Below are 18,551 nucleotides of genomic sequence, written 5' to 3'. Positions count from 1 at the left end.
CTTGCCGGGCCGGGGTGCATAAAGTTGGAGCACTGTGGTTCTCCTCTCCCTCACCGCCAGCCACCGCGAGCTCGACCTCGATGCGCTGGAACGCCTGTCCACGGGCTCGTCGTCAGTGGGTCGCGTCGTCGTCGGCACGTGCGGCCCCGTCGCGGGTGCCGTGGTGATCTCGACGTGCAACCGCTTCGAGCTCTACCTCGACGTGGACGCGCCGCTCAGCGGCGACAGCGTGCGGCACGCGACGCGGCACGTCGCCGAGCTGGTGGCCCACGCGTCCGGCGTGACAGGGGACGTCGCGGCGCGAAGCTTCACCGTGCGCACCGGGCCGGAGGTCACCGAGCACCTGTTCGCGGTGGCGTCGGGCCTCGACGCCATGGTCGTCGGCGAGCGCGAGATCGCGGGCCAGGTGAAGCGCTCGCTCGCGGTCGCCCGCGAGCAGGAGACCACGTCCAAGACGCTCGAGCTGCTCTTCCAGACGGCGTCTCGCACCTCCAAGCGGGTCGGTACCGACACGGAGCTCGGCGCCGCCGGCCGCTCCGTGGTCGCGCTCGCCCTGGACCTCGCCGAGCGCGAGCTGCCGCCGTGGGACGGCACGCGGGCCGTGCTGATCGGCACCGGCTCGTACGCGGGCGCGTCCGTCGCGGCCCTCCGGGCGCGTGGCTGCGACGACATCCGCGTGTACTCGCAGTCCGGGCGCGCCGAGGCGTTCGCGGAGTCGCACGGCATCGAGCCGGTGGACTCGCTGGTCGACGCCCTGGCTGACGCCGACCTGGTGGTCAGCTGCAGCGGCGCACGTGGCCGCGCGCAGGCCGAGGCGCTGCCCGACCCGGCGCCGCGGGATCCCCGCGCCGGCGAGCTGCGCGGTCTGACGAGCGAGGACGGACCCGAGGCGAGCATCGGCCACGTCCTGGACGCCGCCGCGCTGGTCCGGGCGCGGGAGCGTGCCGCGGACCGCGCCGGCGACGAGCCGGAGCCCCGCCCGCTCGTGATCCTCGACCTCGCGCTGCACCGCGACGTCGACCCGGGTGTGGCCGACGTCGAGGGTGTGCTGCTCTTCGACCTCGCCACCCTGAAGGCCCACGCACCAGCGGTGGCGCACGACGTCGTCGCGCAGGCGCAGGGGATCGTGGACGTCGCCGCGCGACGCTTCGAGGAGACCCGCCTGGGCCGCGAGGCCGACGCCGCAGTGGTGGCTCTCCTGGACGAGGCGGAGGTCCGTGTGGCCGAGGAGGTCGCCGACGCCGTCGACCGGCTCACCGCCGAGCTGGCAGCACGGGGGGAGCCCGCCCCGGACGAGGGCGACACCGACGCGATCTCCCGCGAGGTGCGCAAGCGGGTGCACGCCGAGCTGCACGACAAGATCGTCTCGGTCCGGGCGCGGGCCACCGCCGAGGCACGGGCCGCGGAGGCCGCCCTCGTCGACGACGCCGAGGCCTTGACGAGGCAGGCGTCCGCCCAGCGAGACGCCGGTCGGCCCGGCCGCCGATAACACTTCTGGCGAGAACTGGCGGAACAAGCCGGACGGACCGGCTTTCCATGGCCAATTCGGCCTTCGTTACACGATCGTAACAAGGGTGATTTTATTCACCCGGTGGTGGGGGCTAAGTTCGGGGGCTCAAGGACCGAACGCGCATATGCGCAACGAGATGCTGGAGCACCTTTTGAAGCACGCAGCACCCAAGAAGAAGACCGCATCGGCGGGCGCGCGGACCATCGCGACCGTCGCCATCGCAACGGCGGCCACCGGTATGGCCGCACCGGCCATGGCCGCAGACGCCTCGCCGCTGGACTCCCTTGGTGACGTCGGCGCGACGGCCGATGGCCTCAAGTCGAGCCTGCCCGCCATCTCCTCGACGTCGATCGACCTGGACGAGCTCACGGGCGCCGTCCCCGCGACCGACGCGGTGGCCAAGAAGCTGCCCGCCTCGATCGCCCCCACCACGGCCCTCGCGCCGAACTACGAGCCGGCCCAGTACGTGTCGGGCGCCGTCCAGGGCGCAGCGCCCCAGGCCGTCTCGAACGTCGTGCGCGGCGTGACGAACGGCTCCGCCGTCTCCGGCGTGACCGGCACCGCCCACTCGGCGCTCGCGAACGTGCTCGGCGGCAACGCCGTGGGCACCGCGACCGGCCTGGCCTCCGGCGTCGCCGGCGGCGTGGTCGACAACGCGACCGGCGTGGCGACCGGTGTCGCCGGCGGCGTGGTCAACAACGCGACCGGCACGGTCACCGGCGTCGCGAACGGCGCCGTCGAGAACGCACCCGCCACGGTCGCCGACGTGATCCGCAACGTGCCGAACGTCGTGGGCGGCGTGACCGGCCCGGCCGCCGGCCTGGCCGCCACCCTGCCGGGCGTGCTCGGTGGCGTGGGCAGCCTCGTCAACAGCGTCGTGTCCCAGGTCCCGGGCGTCGTCGCGGGTGTTCCGGGTGTCGTGGCGAAGGTCACGACGCCGGCCGCGGGCGCGGTCGAGACCGTCGTGGGTGACGTCGCCGTCGACGGTGTCGTCAAGCCGGTCACCACCGAGGTCGTCCCGGGCGCCGTCGGCTCCGTCAAGGGCAACGTCGTTCCGGGCGTCAGCTCGACCGTCGACCACGTGAAGGGCTCCACCGTGCCGGGTGCCGTGGGCACCGTGACCGGTGACGTCGTGCCGAGCGTCGTGAACGGTGTGGCCGAGCCGGTCGTCGGGGACGTCGTCCTCGACGGCGTCGTCCAGGGCGTCGTCAAGGACAACGTGGTCGACAACGTCGTGAAGCCGGTCGTCAAGGACACCGTCGTGGACAGCGTCGCGAAGCCGGTCAAGGACGTCGTCGTGGACGGCGTGGCGAAGCCGGTCGTGAAGGACGTCGTCGTGGACGGCGTCGCGAAGCCCGTCGTCGACACCGTGGACAGCACCGTCAAGGGTGTCGCGGGCGGCGCCGTGCAGGGCACCGTCGGTGGCGCCACGGGCGCCGTGGACGGCCTGACCGGCGGTGCCGTGAGCGGTGTCACCGGTGGGCTGCTGGGCGGCCTTTCCTGACCCGAACCCCGAGAGGACCCCAGCCTCCTCGGTCTTGACGTAGCAAGGTGGAGCGCCATTGGCGCTCCACCTTGTTTACGTTTTTCGGCACTTTGTCCAGGTTCCATTGTCTTGCTTGTTGTTATGCAATCGTTACCATGCGTCCGGGTTTCTCCGCTCTACCCCTTTTTCCGTAATTCCGGATCGGGTAGCGTCATCGCGTCCCCCGGTTTCCGGGCCGTTGTAGCCGACCAGCTGGAGCAGCTCCCATGAAGCACGCCGCAGTCAAGCCCTCGTCCGTCGCAAGGTCCACGGCATCCCGCGTCGTGGCGACGATCGCGCTCGCCACCGCGGCGACGGCGGTCGCCAGCCCGGCGATGGCGCACGGCGGCGACGGCTACCGCGGTCACGGCGGCGACGGCGGCCACGGCGGCCACCAGGACTACGACCGGGGCCACCACGGACCTCGCGACTCGTACGAGGCCCCGCGCTCGTACGAGCCGGCAAGCTACTCGGAGCCGGACTACGACATGCCGCGGTACGGCTCCCACAAGCAGGACGACTGCGACCGCGGCGAGAACCACGCCGGTTCCTGGGACGAGGGTGACCGCGAGCGGGTCCGCGAGGCTGTGCGGGAGCACGTGAACGCGGCTGGCACGCCGACACCGGAGCCGGCCCGGGCCGAGACCACGACGCAGGCCGTCGCGACCACGGAGAAGGCCGCCACCGCGGAGGAGGCCGCGCCGGCAGAGGCCGCGGCGCCGGTGGTCGAGAAGGCCGCCGCGCCCGCCGGCGAGGCCGCACCCGTCGTCGCGGAGCCGCTGGTGGCCGTGCAGGCACCCGGGCAGCAGTGGCAGGGTCGTCCGACGGCGGCCGATACCGCGGGCGCCGAGCTCACCGCCTACGTCCCGTCCGACGCGAGTGAGCAGGATGCCGCCGCGCCCACCGAGGCCACCCTCGACGCCCCGGTCCGGCTCGCCACGACCGGCGCCGAGGCCGCTGCCCTCACGGCCGCCGCCGGCGCGCTGGTGATCGGCGGTGCGGGCTCGCTCCTGGTGGCCCGCCGGAGCCACGTCCGCGCCTGAGCCCTGCTCACGGCTGGGGGTGCGTCGCCATCGGGTCGGGCCGCCAGGCGGGGGCGTCGGCGCCCCACGGGTGCGCCGGGTGCCCGTAGTCGTCGTATCCGGGGAGGGCCGGCCGCGCGGTGGTGACGCGCCCGTGCGTCACGGCCCCGTCCGTCGGCCGCGCTGCGGGAGGGTGCAGCGGGTCGCGCCCGGGCAGGTCCAGCAGCCAGGTGGCGGTGCGCGCGAGCGACACCGACACGTCGAGGCCGAAACCTCTCTCCCCGAGAGCGAGCGCGTCGACGATCCCGGCGGCGAGCAGATACCCGGAGGCGTGGTCGAGGGCCTGCGCCGGCAGCGCGCCGGGCGTCCCGTCGTGGCCCTCCAGCAGTGCGATGCCGCTGGCCGCCTGCACGATCGAGTCGAACCCCCGCCGCCGGGCCCACGGCCCGGTGTCACCCCAGGCGGACACCCTGCCGGTGACCACACCGGCCGGCACCCGTAGCCCGAGCGACTCGACGGCGCCGGGCCGGTAGCCGGTGACCAGCACGTCGGCGGCGTCCAGCAGCTCCTGTGCGGTGCGGCGGTCGTGCGCGGCGCGGAGGTTCAGCACGGTGCTGCGCTTGCCCTGCCCCGTGTCGAGGTGCTGCCACTCGATCTCCGCCGGGTCGGGCGGATCGACACGGAGCACGTCCGCCCCGAGCAGTGCGAGCGTGCGCGTGGCCACGGGGCCGGCGATCACGCGGGTCAGGTCGAGCACGCGCACGCCGGTCAGCACGCCGGTCAGCGGCGCGGCAGGGGCGGGCTCAGGGTGCCGCCGTCGGCTCGTGGGCGAACGTCGCCCGGCTCCCGTCGTCCGGTCCGCCCGTGGCACCGTCCCCACCAGCGGGCTCGACGCCGCCGCGCGCCCGGGCTCCGACGCCCGCCACTCCCGCTCGGTGCGGACGCGGGCGACGACCGCCCCGGCGTCGGCCGCCCGGTCCTCGAGCTCCTGCGCCGGCAGCTCCGCGAGGCGGTGGGCGAAGGCGGTCCTGCCGACGTCGCCGGGCAGGCCGGCCAGCGCGGTGAGGCGCGACCGGTGGTGGGGGTAGTTCGCGTGGGTGCGGACCCAGCCGTCCGCGGTGGCGAAGAAGCCGGACAGCTGGGCGAACCCGACGACGGGCTGTCCGTCGAGCGCGAGGAGCCGGTCGGAGGAGAAGGCCGCGGCGAGCCGGGCGAGGTCGGGCGGGGCCGGCTCCGTCCCGTCTCCGCGGGTCCGCGCGGCGGCGCGCTCGACCGCGCGGACGGCGTCGAGCGCGAGATCGAGGACGGGCAGGTGGGCGGCGAGCCAGGGTTCCACGCGTTCATCATGCGCACGCTGACCGACCGCTCCCAAAAACATCACCGGCCGGACAGATTCGCGCCCATGCGCGCGGATACACTCGCCGCATGGCCAAGAACCCCTCCTCCGACTTCGTGCTCCGGCCCTTCGAAGGTCTCCCCGGAGAGACCGACTGGGTCGCGATGCGCGAGATCGTCCCGTCAGCGACCGCGACGGCTCGCACGACCGCCGAGTACGGCTCCCGCGACGTCACGGTGGTGACGTTGCTGCCGGGCGCCTGGACGGCGCTGCACCGTGCCGACGGCGCGATCCTGCTCGCCGTGCAGGGCATCCTCGGTTCGGGGGACGTGAGCCGCGACCTCGCGGCGGCCCTGCTCGAGGTGCTCGAGCTCGAGCCGGGCACAGCCGTCGAGCCGGGCGAGCTGCCGGGTGAGGGCCCGCGCCTCCAGGACGTCCTGGACCTGACCGTCCCGTTCGACGTCACGGTGCACGAGACGTTCGACTTCTGGCTCGATCCGAGCGCCGACGTCACGCCGGAGATCAAGGAGAGCCTCGAGGACGCGGCGGACGGCGCGATCCCGACGGTCAAGGTCTCCTCGGTCGAGTCGGCGTACTGGTGCAGCATGACCCGCGAGTTCCTCCGCTGGGCTCGTCCCGAGCCGGAGGACGACCTCATCGACGCACTCTCTCGCCTGCACGCAAAGCGCGAGTCAGGGCTCGCGGGTGGGAAGTTCGTGGGAGCGTTTCGCGCGTCCGGGCTGGTCGTCCCCGTCTGGGAGCTGCCGAAGGGCACCGAGGCGGCGGATCTGGAGGGCCCGGCGACGGAGCTCGGTGAGAAGCTCGCGAAAGCACTTTCCATCAAGGAGCCGCTTGATGCGAACGAGCGACGCGCAAGAGCAGGTATCGTCTCTCGGCAGGTCACCCTGCGCTAGTCCGGACACCCCGGCCGGGCGTGCGCGAGCGGCCCGGAACGCGTCGGCAGTCACCGAGGATCGCCACGAGTGGTCCAGGTTTCGGCAACTAGCGGACCAAGGGGGTAGGATTCCAGGGGTAAACCTTTGCACTCGCCAAGCAAAGGACTATCCGGCCACCCACCAAGGCAAATCGACGCTTCAGGCAGGACAGGTGTGAACGCTCTCCCGGTCGCGAAGACCACGCGTCCCGGCAATGCTCAGGCAGGCAAGAACGTCCAACGGGTTGCGGCAGTGATCCCGGCGAAGGACGAGGCCGACCGCATTGCCGCCACCGTGCGCTCTGCGCGCGCGATTCCCCATGTCGACCTCGTGCTCGTGGTCGACGACGGCTCCGAGGACGACACGCAGCACGTCGCGCGTGCCGCCGGCGCCGTCGTCGTGCGCCACTCGCACAACCGCGGCAAGGCAGCGGCGATGGAGACGGGCGCCGCGGTCGTGGCCATGCGCGACGCCGACGGCCGCCCCCCGCGCCTCCTCATGTTCATCGACGGCGACCTCGGCGACACGGCCGTGAACACCGCGCCTCTCGTACGCCCCGTCCGCGAGGGCGTGGCCGATCTCGCGATCGCGCTGCTACCGAAGCAGGCCGGCGCGGGCGGACGCGGCGTCGTGGTGGGCGCCGCCCGCAGGGCGATCGAGGCGATGACGGGATGGAGCCCGTCGCAGCCGCTGTCCGGGATGCGCTGCCTCACCCGCGAGGCGTTCGAGGCAGCCACTCCGCTCGCCCGCGGCTGGGGCGTCGAGACCGGCATGACGATCGACCTGCTGCGCAAGGGCTACGTCGCCGTCGAGGTGCCGTGCGACCTCAAGCACCGGGCCTCGGCGAACGACATCAAGGGTCAGATCCACCGCGCGGCCCAGTACCGGGACGTGCTGCTGGCCGTGAACGCCCGCAAGATGCGCGGAGCGGTGGACGCGGTGCGGCACGCGGGCTCGAACGTCCGTAGCTGATGGGCCGATGCCTCAGCTCCTGCCCCGTACCCTGATCCCATGGGGTGGCAGGTCTGGCTCGGGATCGCCGCGATCGTCGTCGCTCTGCTGGCGCTCGCCGTCGCCACCGGAGTCTGGACGCAGCAGGCGCGCATGCGGCGCAGGGACCACCGCACGGCGGCTCCCCAGGCCGTGCAGGCCGCACCGCGGCTCGCGGTGGTCGTGAACCCGTCCAAGCAGGGCGCCGGCGGCCTGCTGGCCCAGGTCCGTGCCCACTGCAGCGCCCAGGGCCTCCCTGAGCCCCTCTGGTACGAGACCACGGTGGACGACCCGGGCAAGGGCCAGGCCCAGCGGGCGCTCGCCGACGGCGCCGACATCGTGATCGCGGCGGGCGGCGACGGAACAGTCCGGGCCGTCGCCGAGGTCATGGTGGAGTCGGACAAGCCGATGGGCGTGCTGCCCGTCGGTACCGGCAACCTCCTGGCCCGTAACCTCGAGCTGCCGCTGACCAGCGTGGTCGGCGCCCTCGACGTGATCGTGCACGGCCGGACCCGCGCGATCGACGTCGGCTGGCTGCGGGTCGCCGAGTTCGCCGACACGCCCCGCAACGGGGACCACCCCAACCAGCCCGACCACGAGCCCGACACGGAGCGCGAGCACATCTTCCTGGTGATCGCGGGTCTCGGCTTCGACGCGGCGATGGTGGCCACCGCCGACGCCGACCTGAAGAAGCGGGTGGGCTGGGTCGCCTACTTCGTCGCCGGACTGTCGCACATGCAGGCCCGGCGCATGCGTGCGCACCTGCAGCTCGACGACAGCCCGCCGGTGGAGGCGCGCGCCCGGTCGATCATGGTCGGCAACTGCGGGATGCTCCCCGGCGGCGTCACCCTGCTGCCCGACGCGGTGCTCGACGACGGCGTGCTCGACGTGGCGGCCGTCGACGTGCGCGGCGGGGTGCTCGGCTGGGCCCAGCTGACCCTCGAGATCGCCATGCAGGGCGTGGGTGTGCGCAACGATCTGCCCGAGAAGCTCGGCCGCATCGACCACACCAAGGCCAGGCGCGCGCGCATCCGGGTGCCGGCGGGTGAAGAGGCACAGGTCGACGGCGACCCCCTGGGGCGGGCCGTCGAGATCGACGTGCACGTCCAGCCGGGCGCGCTGCTGGTCCGTGCACCGTGACCCCGCTGGCCATCTACCCTGGGCGGGTGAATCCCCGTTCCACACGAGCTCTGGCCGTGCCCGCAGTCCTGGTCATGCTCGTGGCGGCGCTGCTCGGTCTGCTGGTTCCGACGGCGGCGTCGGCGGCGCCGAGGGGCGGCCTCGCCGCGGGCGCGGAGCCCGCCGCGGGGTCCGACGCGGCGTCGGCCGCGGAACCCGCCGCCCCGGTCGTGGTGGTGGGCGTGGCCGGGCTGCGCTGGACCGACGTGTCCCGCAGCACCACCCCGAACCTGTGGCACATGATCGGCGGTGGCTCGGTCGCCTCGATCAACGTCCGCACCGCGGCACCGGCCACCTGCCCGCTGGACGCCTGGCTCACCCTCTCGGCGGGCACCCGGACGGTCTCGGCGGGCAGCGCGGAGCGCGCGGACGCCCCCGAGCCCGAGGACGGCCGGCCGCGCGAGGCGCGCGGGGCGACGTCGTGCACACCGGTGCCCCGCACCGTCGGGGCCGTCGGGGCAGAGCCGGCCCCCGCGACCGTGGACGGCTGGGCCCAGCTCCCCGAGCAGGAGGACGAGGAGCCGGAGGAGACAGAGGAACAGGTCATCCCCGCGGAGGTGCCGGCGCCCGGCCTTCTCGGCGAGATGCTCGCGGAGGCGGACACCTGCTCGACGGCGGTCGGGCCCGGTGCGGCCGTGATGCTCGCTCGCGAGGACGGGACGGTCGGGCGGTACGTCCCCTCGATCGACGCGCTGCGGGAGGCAGGGCCCGCGGAGCCCACCGGATCGGGCGAAGGGTCGGGAGAGCCCGCCTGGAGCGACGTTCTCGCCGAGTGCCCGGTGACCGTCGTCGACGCGGGCAGCCTGCCCGAGGGCCCGGAGCGAGCCGACGCGCTCGACGCGCTCGACGGCACCCTCAGCAGCCTGCGGACCGGGCTGCCGGACGGCACCCGGGTGCTCGTCGCAGGTATCGCGGACACCCCGCTCACCCAGCAGGGGCTGCAGGTCGTCGTCGACTGGGTGGTCGACGTGCCGCGCGTGCGGTGGCTGACGTCGGACGCGTCGCGCAGCACCGGTTTCGTCCAGCTCACCGACCTGACCGCTACGGCGGCGGAGGCCGGCGGGGCACTGCCGGACCCGGGGGCGGAGGAGCCCGATCCCGGTCCGGCGGTCCAGGAGCCGACGATCGACGGTATGCCGATCGAGGTGGGCGAGCCGCGCCGGACCACGGTCGCCCGCACCGTCGAGAACCGGCAGTACATCAACGTGCTGGCGGGCACGATCCCCGCGCAGGCGCCCGCGTTCGCCGGCGCGATCGTGCTGTTCCTGCTGGTCGCCGCTCTGGTGCTCCTCCTGCCGCGACGCACGGGAAGGCCGCGCAGGGACCCTGGCCCGTACCGCCGGCGGCTCGCGCTGAGCGCGATGCTCCTCGCCGTCTCGGCCCCCGCCGCGGCGCTCCTGGCGACCCTCACGAGGTGGTGGGTCTGGCCGGCGCCCGAGTTCGGCCTGGCACTCTCCCTGACGGTCGCGACGGTCCTCGTGGCGCTCGCCGTGCGTGGTCTGTCCGGTCTGCTGCCCCCGGCTCCGTGGCGCAACACCGTCGCGGCGGCGGGCGTGACGTGGCTGGTGCTCACCGTCGACGGGGTCACCGGCTTCACGCTGCTGCAGGGCTCGTTGCTGGGCTCCTCGCTGGCCACCGCCGACCGCTTCTACGGCTTCTCCGACGTGGCCTTCCTGCTCTACGCCACCGCCGGGCTCGCGCTCGCCGCCGGTCTCGCGGCCTACGTGGTGCGCGGCCGTGCACCGGCAGGCGCCGACCCGCTGGGCCCGGGCGCGCGTGGTCACGTCACCCAGCGTGCCGCCCGCCCGGTGTGGCTCGCGGCCTGCGTCGTCGCGGCCGTCGCGCTCGTGACGATCGGTGTGGACGCCGCGCCGTTCCTCGGCGACCGCCTCCGCGGGCTGCTGCTGTTCGTGCCCTTCGCACTCGTCGCGCTGCTCGCCGTCCGGTCCGACCTGGTCACCCGGTTCCTCGACGCCCGTGGCTGGCGGCCTTCCGCTGCCCGCGAGGTCTCCGCGTCGCGCACCGGGGACGCGCGGCGGCCCCGGGCCGCCGGCAGGCGCACGGAGCCGGTGCGTGGCGTGCCGTCCGCCGTGCTGGCCCTGTCCGGGGCGCTGCTGCTCAGCCTCCTGTTCGCCGCGGCGGTGCTGCCTGCGCCCGGCGCCGACGCGGCGGGCGAGGAGTCGGGCTCGCTCAGCGCCGCGGACCCCGTCGTGCCGCCGGGTGGCAGTGTCGTGGTGATCGGCACCCAGGGCATGCGCTGGACCGACGTCCAGCCGTCCCTCGACACCGGCACGGCACCCGCACCGACGCTGTACGGCCTCCTGGCCGGAGGCGCGGACGCCGCGGGCCTCACGCTGCCGAACGGCCGTGCGGCGCGCTGCCCGGACAGCGGCTGGCTCAGCCTGTCGGCGGGCAGGCTCGCCGAGGTGGCCGACGAGCGGGACGCGGACAACCACTGGATCTGCGACGAGATCTCCGTGACCCCGGCCACGGGCGACCGGCCCGCCGTCGTGGACCAGTGGGACCGGTTCGTCGAGCTGCAGCGCGGGTCCGGCTACGCCGCGCACCCCGGCACGCTCGGTACGGCGCTCGCCGACGAGTGCGCGACGGCCGTCGGCCCTGGCGCCGCGGTGGCGCTCGCCGAGCGTGACGGCAGCGTGGGGCGGTACTACGACTTCGACACCGCGGTGGCGCAGGGTTCCGGCGCGTGGGACTGCCCGGTCACGTTCGTGGACGCGGGTTCCGCGCTGCTGGACGTCGAGCAGCGGGCGGCGCTGGAGAAGGAGCCGGACGGCAGGGAGCAGGTCGAGGCGCTCCGCGCCGACCTCGTCTCCGACGTCGACCTCGCCGTGTGGCGCGTGCTCGACGCCGCACCCGCGGACACGACCGTGCTGGTCGTCGACGTCGCGACGGTACCGGAGCACGCACTCGAGCTGGGCCTCGCGATGATGCGCCCCTCCGCTGCGAACGAGGGGCTGCCGCGCTACCTGGCGAGCACGGCGACCCGGACCGAGGGGGTGGCGCGCCTGATGGACATCCCGGCCGCGGTGCTCGACGCCGTCGCCGTGGACCTGCCTGCCGACATCGACGCGACGCCGCTGGTCCGCGGCGGCGAGCGTCCGGCCTCGGCCTGGCTCACCGCCGACGAGCTCGCGGACATGACCGCCCGCGACCATGTGCGCCGCGACGCGTACATCTGGCTCGTCGACGTGCCGTTCTGGCTGGGCCTCGCGTTGGCCGCCACGTGCTGGTGGGTGCTGCGCCGGCACAAGGCTCGGGGGCTCGGTGACGTACCCGCCAGGTGGCGCCGCGCCGCCGAGGTCGCGGCCACCGCGCTGGCCGCGCTCCCGGCCGGCGGGTTTCTCGCCTCGCTGACGGGCTGGTGGCGGTTCGACCTGCCGGGCCTCGCCATCGTGGGCGCCACGGCACTCGTGACGGCGGCGGTGAGCGGGCTCAGCCTGCTCGCCCCGCGACGGCCCCTGTGGGCTGCCCCCGGTGTGGTCGCAGGCATCACGTTCGTCGCGCTCACGATGGACGCGTTGTTCGGCACTCCCCTGAACCGGGCGGCGCCGCTCGGGTCGGCCCCGACGTTCGGCGCGCGCTTCTACGGCTTCGGCAACCCCACGTTCTCCGTGTACGCGGTGGCGGCGATCGTGCTGGCGGCGGCGCTCGCCCAGCTTCTCGTGACCCGCGGGCGGCGGGTGCTGGCCGCCATCGCCGTGACCGGGGTGGGCGTGATCGCGATGGCGATCGTCGTGTGGCCGACCCTCGGTGCGGATCTGGGCGGCGGGCTGGTGCTGGTCCCGGCGTTCGTGGTGATCGGCATGGCGGCCTCCGGGCTACGGCTCACCTTCTGGAGGTTCCTGTGGGTGGGCGCGGCCGGTGTCGGTGTGGTGGCGCTGGTCGGGGTCCTGGACTGGCTGCGGCCGCCCGAGGACCGCTCGCACCTCGGTCGGTTCGTCGGCGAGGTGATCGACGGCGAGGCCGTGTCGACGGTGCTGCGCAAGGCCCTGTACGCGCTGAACTCGATCACCGGCGGACCCGCGGTCTGGACCACGGTGCTCGTGCTCGTGCTGGTCGGGCTGGCCCTGTACGGCCCGGCGGCGTGGCGGGAGCGGCTGACCCCGGGCTGGCTCCTGCGCGCGCAGGAGCGCTGGCAGTTCCTGCGCCCGGCCCTGGTCGCGATGTGGGCGGTGGCCGTCCTGGGCTCCCTGGTGAACGACTTCGGCCTCCGGATCGCGATGATCGCGCTCATCCCGGCCGTGCCGCTCCTCACGATGGTCGCGCTGCGCACCACACCGCCAGGACAGCCCCGATAGGCTCACCCCCGTGATCGATCTCCGACTTCTGCGCGACAACCCAGACGTCGTCCGCGCGAGCCAGGTGGCCCGCGGCGACGACCCCGACCTCGTGGACGTGGCACTCGACGCCGACGCGCGCCGGCGCTCCTCCCTGGCGGAGTTCGAGAGCCTGCGCGCCGAGCAGAAGTCCCTGGGCAAGAAGGTGGCTCAGGCCACGGGCGACGAGAAGCAGGCGCTGCTGGCGCACACCAAGCAGCTCGCCCAGGACGTCAAGAGCCACCAGGCCGCCGCGACGGAGGCCGAGCAGGAGCTCGACCGCGTGCTGTACTCGATCTCGAACGTGATCGAGGGCGCGCCCGCGGGCGGCGAGGACGACTACATCGAGCTCAAGCAGGTGGGCGAACGCCGCGACTTCGCGGCAGAGGGCTTCGAGCCGAAGGACCACCTGGAGCTGGGCGAGGGCCTGCGCGCCATCGACACCAAGCGCGGCGCCAAGGTCTCCGGGGCGCGGTTCTACTTCCTCACCGGGATCGGTGCCCGCCTGGAGCTGGCGCTGCTCAACATGGCGATGGACCAGGCGGTGCAGGAGGGCTTCACGCCCATGATCACGCCGACCCTCGTCAAGCCGGAGACCATGCGGGGTACGGGCTTCCTCGGCGCCCACGCCGACGAGGTCTACCGCCTCGAGAAGGACGACCTGTACCTGGTCGGCACCTCCGAGGTGGCCCTCGCCGGCTACCACAGCGACGAGATCGTCGACCTGTCCGACGGGCCCATGCGTTATGCCGGCTGGAGCGCCTGCTATCGCCGCGAGGCCGGTTCGGCGGGCCGCGACACGCGCGGGATCATCCGCGTGCACCAGTTCCACAAGGTCGAGATGTTCAGCTACTGCGCCCCGGAGGACGCGGAGGCGGAGCACCAGCGGCTGCTGGGCTGGGAAGAGGCCATGATGGCCAAGGTCGAGCTGCCCTACCGCGTCATCGACACGGCCGCGGGAGACCTGGGGTCGTCGGCGGCGCGGAAGTTCGACTGCGAGGCGTGGCTGCCGACGCAGGAGCGCTGGCTGGAGCTGACCTCGACGTCGAACTGCACCACGTTCCAGGCGCGCCGCCTCGGTGTGCGCGAGCGGACCGAGGACGGCTCGACGCGGAACGTCGCGACCCTGAACGGCACGCTCGGCACGACGCGCTGGATCGTCGCCCTCCTGGAGAACCACCAGCAGCCGGACGGCTCGGTGTACGTCCCGGAGGCCCTCCGCCCCTACCTGGGCGGTCAGGAGCTCCTGGAACCCCTCAGGTAACCAGGGGTGCTCACCTGACATTCGGGCGATCTCGGGCTGGTGGTCGATCCGTGTTCATGTGCGGGTCGGTAGGCTGCCCGTGTGCCCAGCAACATCGATCGCAAGCTCGTAGCCCTCGACATCGACGGCACGCTCGTCACCTATGACGGAGTGCTCTCCGATGCCGCCCGAGACGCTGTGGCCGCGGTCCGGGCAGCAGGGCACCACGTGGTGCTGGCCTCGGGCAGGTCGCTGATCGCGATGACGCCCATCGCGACCGACCTGAAGATCGAGGAGGCATGGATCGTCGCGTCGAACGGGGCGGTCACCGCGCGCCTCGATGCGGCGGCCCCGACGGGTTACACCCTGGAGCGGGTCGAGACGTTCGACCCGCAGCCCGTGCTGCGCATGCTCAAGCAGGAACTTCCGCACGCGCGCTACGCGGTCGAGGATGTGGGCGTAGGCTTCCGCATGACCGAGCTCTTCCCGGACGGGGAGCTCAACGGGGAGCACCGGGTGGTCGACTTCGAGGAGCTCTGGGCAGGCCACGTCACGCGCGTGGTGGTGCGCAGCCCTGGTGAGACCAGCGCGGAGTTCCACGAGATCGCCGCACGACTCGGGTTCGACGACGTCACCTACGCCGTCGGCTGGTCCGCCTGGATGGATATCGCGCCGCACGGCGTGACGAAGGCGTCCGCCCTGGAGGACGTGCGCAAGGAGCTCGGCATCGCGGCCGAGGACACCGTCGCCGTGGGCGACGGCAGCAACGACATCGACATGCTGCGCTGGGCCGGGCGAGGTGTGGCCATGGGCCACGCCTCTCAGACGGTGCGGTCCGCGGCGGACGAAGTGACCGGCTCGATCGACGACGACGGTGTTGTAGAAGTGCTCAGATCCCTGCTTTGAGGGTAAAAATAGCCAACGGGTGACGCCGTGGGTGAAAATCTATCCGTGCAAAGGTATGGATCGCCCGCCGAATGCCTGTACATTTGGGCGCGATCCGTCGACGGGTGACGGCGCTCACAGTGCCATGGGGGTACGTGATGATCCTGGACGACCAACCGGTGTCCATGCGAGTGCGCAACGACGCGCCTCATCTGGTCGCCCTCGACATCGACGGGACCCTGCTGGTCACCGGTCAGCGCGTGCCCGAGCAGACGGTTCTCGCGGTGCAGCTCGTGCGCGGCCGGAAGCATCACGTGGTCCTGGCGTCGGGTCGGTCGTTGACGGGGATCCTGCCGGTGGCCAAGGAGCTGGGCATCACCGACGGCTGGGTGGTCGCCTCGAACGGCGCCGTGACGGCGCGTCTGTGCGACACCTGCACCAACGGCTACATGCTGGAGGACGTGCTCACGTTCGACGTCGGGCCGGTGGCCCAGATGGCGCTGAGCCGCTTCCCGGACGTGCAGATCGGCGTCGAGGAGATCGGCGTGGGCTACCGCGTGAACCGGACGTTCGAGCCCCACGAGGTCAACGGTGCCCAGCGGGTCGTGGCGGTCGACGGGCTGGGCGCGCTGCCCGCATCGCGTGCGATCCTGCGGGGCACGGGCGTCCTGGACCTGCTCGAGCCGCTGCGCCGGCACGGCGTCACCGCCACGCAGGCGTCGGCGGACTGGATCGACGTGACGCCGCGGCACCTGAGCAAGGCGACGTCGCTGGAGAACATCCGCACCGCGCTCGGCGTGCCGCAGCACAACACCTTCGCCGTCGGTGACGGCCTGAACGACATCGAGATGCTGAGCTGGGCCGCCCGCGCCGTCGCGATGGGGCACGCGCCCGACGCGGTGAAGGCGATCGCGAACGAGACCGTCGGCGACATCGCGCAGCACGGCGTGATCCAGGCGCTGAAGACCCTCCTCTGACCCCCCGCCGAGGTAGTCACGTGGCGAGGTAGTCATGCAGCAGCGGCGTACGTGACTACCTCGCCAGATGACTACCTCGGCAGGGGGCGTCAGCGGGCCGTCAGGATCAGCGGGCCGTCCTCGGTGATCGCGATCGTGTGCTCCGAGTGGGCGCCGCGGGACCCGTCCACCGAGCGCAGCGTCCAGCCGTCGGCGTCCGTGTAGATCTCGTCGGTGGTCTCGAGGAACCACGGCTCGACGGCGATGACCAGGCCCGGCTTGAGCGGGAAGCCCCGGCCGGCGCGCCCGTTGTTCGGCACGTGCGGGTCGCCGTGCATGGTTCGTCCCACGCCGTGCCCGCCGAAGTCGGTGTTGATCGAGTACCCGGCGGCGTGCGCCACCTCCGCGATCGCCGCCGAGATGTCGCCGACCTTCTTGCCCGGCTGGGCGGCCGCGATGCCGGCGTCGAGCGCGACCTCGGTCGTGCGGATCAGCTTCGCGTCCGCCTCGGCGCGCTCCGGGGCGGACGTCCCCACCACGAACGACAGCGCGGAGTCGGAGACCCAGCCGTCGACGGACGCGGCGAAGTCGATGGACAGCAGGTCGCCGTCCTGGAGCTTGTAGTCGAACGGCAGGCCGTGCAGCACGCCGTCGTTCACCGAGGTGCAGAGGGTCTTGCCGAAGGGCATGGCGCCGAACGACGGGTGGTAGTCGATGTAGCACGACTCCGCGCCGCGGTCGCGGATCATCTTGTGCGCGACCTCGTCGAGCTCGAGCAGGTTCACCCCCACCCCGGCGGCGGCACGCACGGCGAGCAGCACGTCCGCGACGAAGCGTCCCGCCGGGCGCATCTCCTCGATCTCACGGGGCGTCCTCAGCTCGATCATGTCCGTCCTTCCGTAGGGGCACCAGTGATCTGGCGGCATAAGCCTACGTCCCGCCACCCACGGACGATCCGGTACCTTGCGTGCGGACAACCCGGGGTTTCACCCGCCTTGGGCCGCCCGGGTGATTGCAACGGTTTCGTAATGCAAGGCGATGCTGTATGGGCTTGCATTGGACCGTGAACCACGGTTGCGTTGAGGGAGGGCAACCTGGCAGTCGGCCGGGCCGTACCCGCACGTCAGAGGGTCATGGGCCCACGAAGCAGTGGAGGAGCACGAGATGACTATCCGGATGGCTTCCCGGCGTCGCACAGTCGCCCTTGCGGCGGCCGGCGCGAGCCTGGCACTGATCCTGTCGGCCTGTGCTGACACCGGCGACGGCGGGGGTGACGGCGGGGACGGCGGCGGCTCGGCCGAAGGCGGCTTCGAGATCGACTGCGCCGCGTACGAGGAGTTCGGTGACCTCGAGGGCACGACGGTCACGGTGTACACGACGATCGTCGAGCCGGAGGCGGAGACGCAGAGGGCCTCCTACAAGCCCTTCGAGAACTGCACGGGCGCCACGATCGAGTACGAGGCGTCGCGTGAGATGGAGGCCCAGCTCCCCGTCCGCGTCCAGGCGGGCAACCCGCCGGACATCGCGATCCTGCCGCAGCCCGGCCTGCTGAACACCCTGGTAACGCAGTACGACGCCGTGCTCCCTGCCCCGGAGCAGGTCGAGGCGAACGTCGACGAGTTCTGGTCCGAGGACTGGAAGGAGTACGGCACCGTCGACGGCACGTTCTACGCGGCCCCGCTGGGCTCGAACGTGAAGTCCTACGTCTGGTACTCGCCCTCGATGTTCGAGGAGGCGGGTTACGAGGTCCCGGAGACCTGGGACGACATGATGGCTCTCACCGAGGAGATCGCCGCCACCGACGCCATCCCGTGGTGCGCCGGCGTCGAGTCCGGTGACGCGACCGGCTGGCCGGGTACCGACTGGATCGAGGACGTGGTGCTCCGCACCGCCGGGCCCGAGGTCTACGACCAGTGGTACTCGCACGAGATCCCGTTCAACGACCCGCAGATCGTCGAGGCGTGGGACACGGCGGGCGAGATCCTCAAGAACCCGGACTACGTGAACGGCGGCCTGGGCGGCGTCGACTCGATCGCCACGGCACCCTGGACGGACGCGGGCTTCCCGATCCTCGAGGGCAGCTGCTGGATGCACCGTGCCGCGAACTTCTACCAGACGCAGTGGCCCGAGGGCACGGAGGTCGCGCCCGACGGTGACGTCTACGCGTTCTACCTGCCGTCCATGAGTGCGGACGAGCGCCCGACCCTGGTGGCCGGCGAGTTCATCGGTGCCTTCGCGGATCGTCCCGAGGTCGTCGCCTTCCAGACCTACCTGTCGAGCTCGGACTGGGCCAACGCCAAGGCGGCGGCGACGCCGGCCGGCGGCTGGGTGAGCGCGAACAACGGGCTGGACCAGGAGCTGCTCGCCACGGAGTTCGACAAGCTGTCCGCGGAGATCCTGGCCGACCCGGCGACGGTCGCTCGCTTCGACGCGTCCGACCTGATGCCGTCCGAGGTCGGCACGGGTTCGTTCTGGGCAGGCATCACCGAGTGGTTCGCCTCGGATGCCAGCAGCCAGGAGGTCACGGACACCATCGAGAACTCCTGGCCCAAGAACTGACCCACAGTTCTCGGCCCTGAGCGACGCGTGGAGGCGCGGGACTTCGGTCCCGCGCCTCTGTGGGCCCCGGGCCG

13 protein-coding genes are annotated in these 18,551 nt (G+C 72.7%); 11 read left to right on the top strand and 2 right to left on the bottom strand.

Annotation, left to right across the window (positions count from 1 at the left end):
* The first annotated feature begins 34 nt into the window (after window positions 1–34).
* The 3 genes from ACYVK7_RS01235 (at window position 35) to ACYVK7_RS01225 (ending at window position 4,078) form a co-directional block, all read left to right on the top strand.
* The gene (locus ACYVK7_RS01235; RefSeq protein ID WP_460885853.1) at window positions 35–1,489 is read left to right on the top strand and encodes a glutamyl-tRNA reductase; all 1,455 of its coding nucleotides are present in this window, start codon (window positions 35–37) and stop codon (window positions 1,487–1,489) included.
* Window positions 1,490–1,634: 145 nt separating this feature from the next.
* A complete protein-coding gene (locus ACYVK7_RS01230) occupies window positions 1,635–3,014 on the top strand; it encodes a hypothetical protein (protein WP_460885852.1) in 1,380 nt (459 codons plus the stop codon).
* A gap of 248 nt (window positions 3,015–3,262) precedes the next feature.
* Window positions 3,263–4,078: a hypothetical protein gene (locus tag ACYVK7_RS01225; RefSeq protein WP_460885851.1), complete on the top strand. Its 816-nt coding sequence runs from the start codon at window positions 3,263–3,265 to the stop codon at window positions 4,076–4,078.
* Window positions 4,079–4,085: 7 nt separating this feature from the next.
* On the opposite strand, the gene ACYVK7_RS01220 is transcribed toward ACYVK7_RS01225, so the two are convergent.
* A complete protein-coding gene (locus tag ACYVK7_RS01220; protein WP_460885850.1) occupies window positions 4,086–5,393 on the bottom strand; it encodes a CoA transferase in 1,308 nt (435 codons plus the stop codon).
* Between the two features lie 89 nt (window positions 5,394–5,482).
* Between ACYVK7_RS01220 and ACYVK7_RS01215 the strand changes: the two genes are divergently transcribed.
* From ACYVK7_RS01215 to ACYVK7_RS01185, 7 genes are all read left to right on the top strand, one after another.
* Window positions 5,483–6,307, top strand: a complete 825-nt coding sequence (locus ACYVK7_RS01215) for a DUF5926 family protein (RefSeq protein WP_460885849.1) — start codon at window positions 5,483–5,485, stop codon at window positions 6,305–6,307.
* A gap of 195 nt (window positions 6,308–6,502) precedes the next feature.
* A complete protein-coding gene (locus ACYVK7_RS01210) occupies window positions 6,503–7,300 on the top strand; it encodes a glycosyltransferase family 2 protein (RefSeq protein WP_460885848.1) in 798 nt (265 codons plus the stop codon).
* A 39-nt stretch (window positions 7,301–7,339) separates the two neighbouring features.
* The gene (locus ACYVK7_RS01205; protein WP_460885847.1) at window positions 7,340–8,458 is read left to right on the top strand and encodes a diacylglycerol/lipid kinase family protein; all 1,119 of its coding nucleotides are present in this window, start codon (window positions 7,340–7,342) and stop codon (window positions 8,456–8,458) included.
* Window positions 8,459–8,484: 26 nt separating this feature from the next.
* Window positions 8,485–12,816 carry a hypothetical protein gene (locus ACYVK7_RS01200; protein WP_460885846.1) on the top strand — a complete coding sequence of 1,444 codons (4,332 nt, stop codon included), beginning with the start codon at window positions 8,485–8,487 and terminating at the stop codon, window positions 12,814–12,816.
* Window positions 12,817–12,826: 10 nt separating this feature from the next.
* The gene (gene serS, locus ACYVK7_RS01195) at window positions 12,827–14,098 is read left to right on the top strand and encodes a serine--tRNA ligase (protein WP_460885845.1); all 1,272 of its coding nucleotides are present in this window, start codon (window positions 12,827–12,829) and stop codon (window positions 14,096–14,098) included.
* An 81-nt stretch (window positions 14,099–14,179) separates the two neighbouring features.
* On the top strand, window positions 14,180–14,983 hold the full coding sequence (locus ACYVK7_RS01190; protein ID WP_460885844.1) for an HAD family hydrolase: 804 nt from the start codon (window positions 14,180–14,182) through the stop codon (window positions 14,981–14,983).
* 104 nt (window positions 14,984–15,087) lie between these two features.
* Window positions 15,088–15,939: an HAD family hydrolase gene (locus ACYVK7_RS01185; RefSeq protein ID WP_460885843.1), complete on the top strand. Its 852-nt coding sequence runs from the start codon at window positions 15,088–15,090 to the stop codon at window positions 15,937–15,939.
* A gap of 89 nt (window positions 15,940–16,028) precedes the next feature.
* Here ACYVK7_RS01185 and map read toward each other — a convergent pair whose 3' ends face one another.
* Window positions 16,029–16,805, bottom strand: a complete 777-nt coding sequence (gene map, locus ACYVK7_RS01180) for a type I methionyl aminopeptidase (RefSeq protein WP_460885842.1) — start codon at window positions 16,803–16,805, stop codon at window positions 16,029–16,031.
* A gap of 277 nt (window positions 16,806–17,082) precedes the next feature.
* Between map and ACYVK7_RS01175 the strand changes: the two genes are divergently transcribed.
* Window positions 17,083–18,477 carry an ABC transporter substrate-binding protein gene (locus ACYVK7_RS01175; protein WP_460885841.1) on the top strand — a complete coding sequence of 465 codons (1,395 nt, stop codon included), beginning with the start codon at window positions 17,083–17,085 and terminating at the stop codon, window positions 18,475–18,477.
* The last annotated feature ends 74 nt before the right edge of the window (window positions 18,478–18,551 follow it).

It is taken from the genome of Promicromonospora xylanilytica (genome assembly GCF_054782895.1).
The sequence above is the reverse complement of the archived record's forward strand: the minus strand, read 5'-3'. Positions and strand labels throughout refer to the sequence as shown.

Coding starts and splice junctions, on each gene's coding strand:
- ACYVK7_RS01230 (WP_460885852.1), top strand. CDS start 1,635: ATGCGCAACGAGATGCTGGAGCACCTTTTGAAGCACGCAGCACCCAAG.
- ACYVK7_RS01225 (WP_460885851.1), top strand. CDS start 3,263: ATGAAGCACGCCGCAGTCAAGCCCTCGTCCGTCGCAAGGTCCACGGCA.
- ACYVK7_RS01215 (WP_460885849.1), top strand. CDS start 5,483: ATGGCCAAGAACCCCTCCTCCGACTTCGTGCTCCGGCCCTTCGAAGGT.
- ACYVK7_RS01205 (WP_460885847.1), top strand. CDS start 7,340: ATGGGGTGGCAGGTCTGGCTCGGGATCGCCGCGATCGTCGTCGCTCTG.
- map (WP_460885842.1), bottom strand. CDS start 16,805: ATGATCGAGCTGAGGACGCCCCGTGAGATCGAGGAGATGCGCCCGGCG.
- ACYVK7_RS01175 (WP_460885841.1), top strand. CDS start 17,083: ATGACTATCCGGATGGCTTCCCGGCGTCGCACAGTCGCCCTTGCGGCG.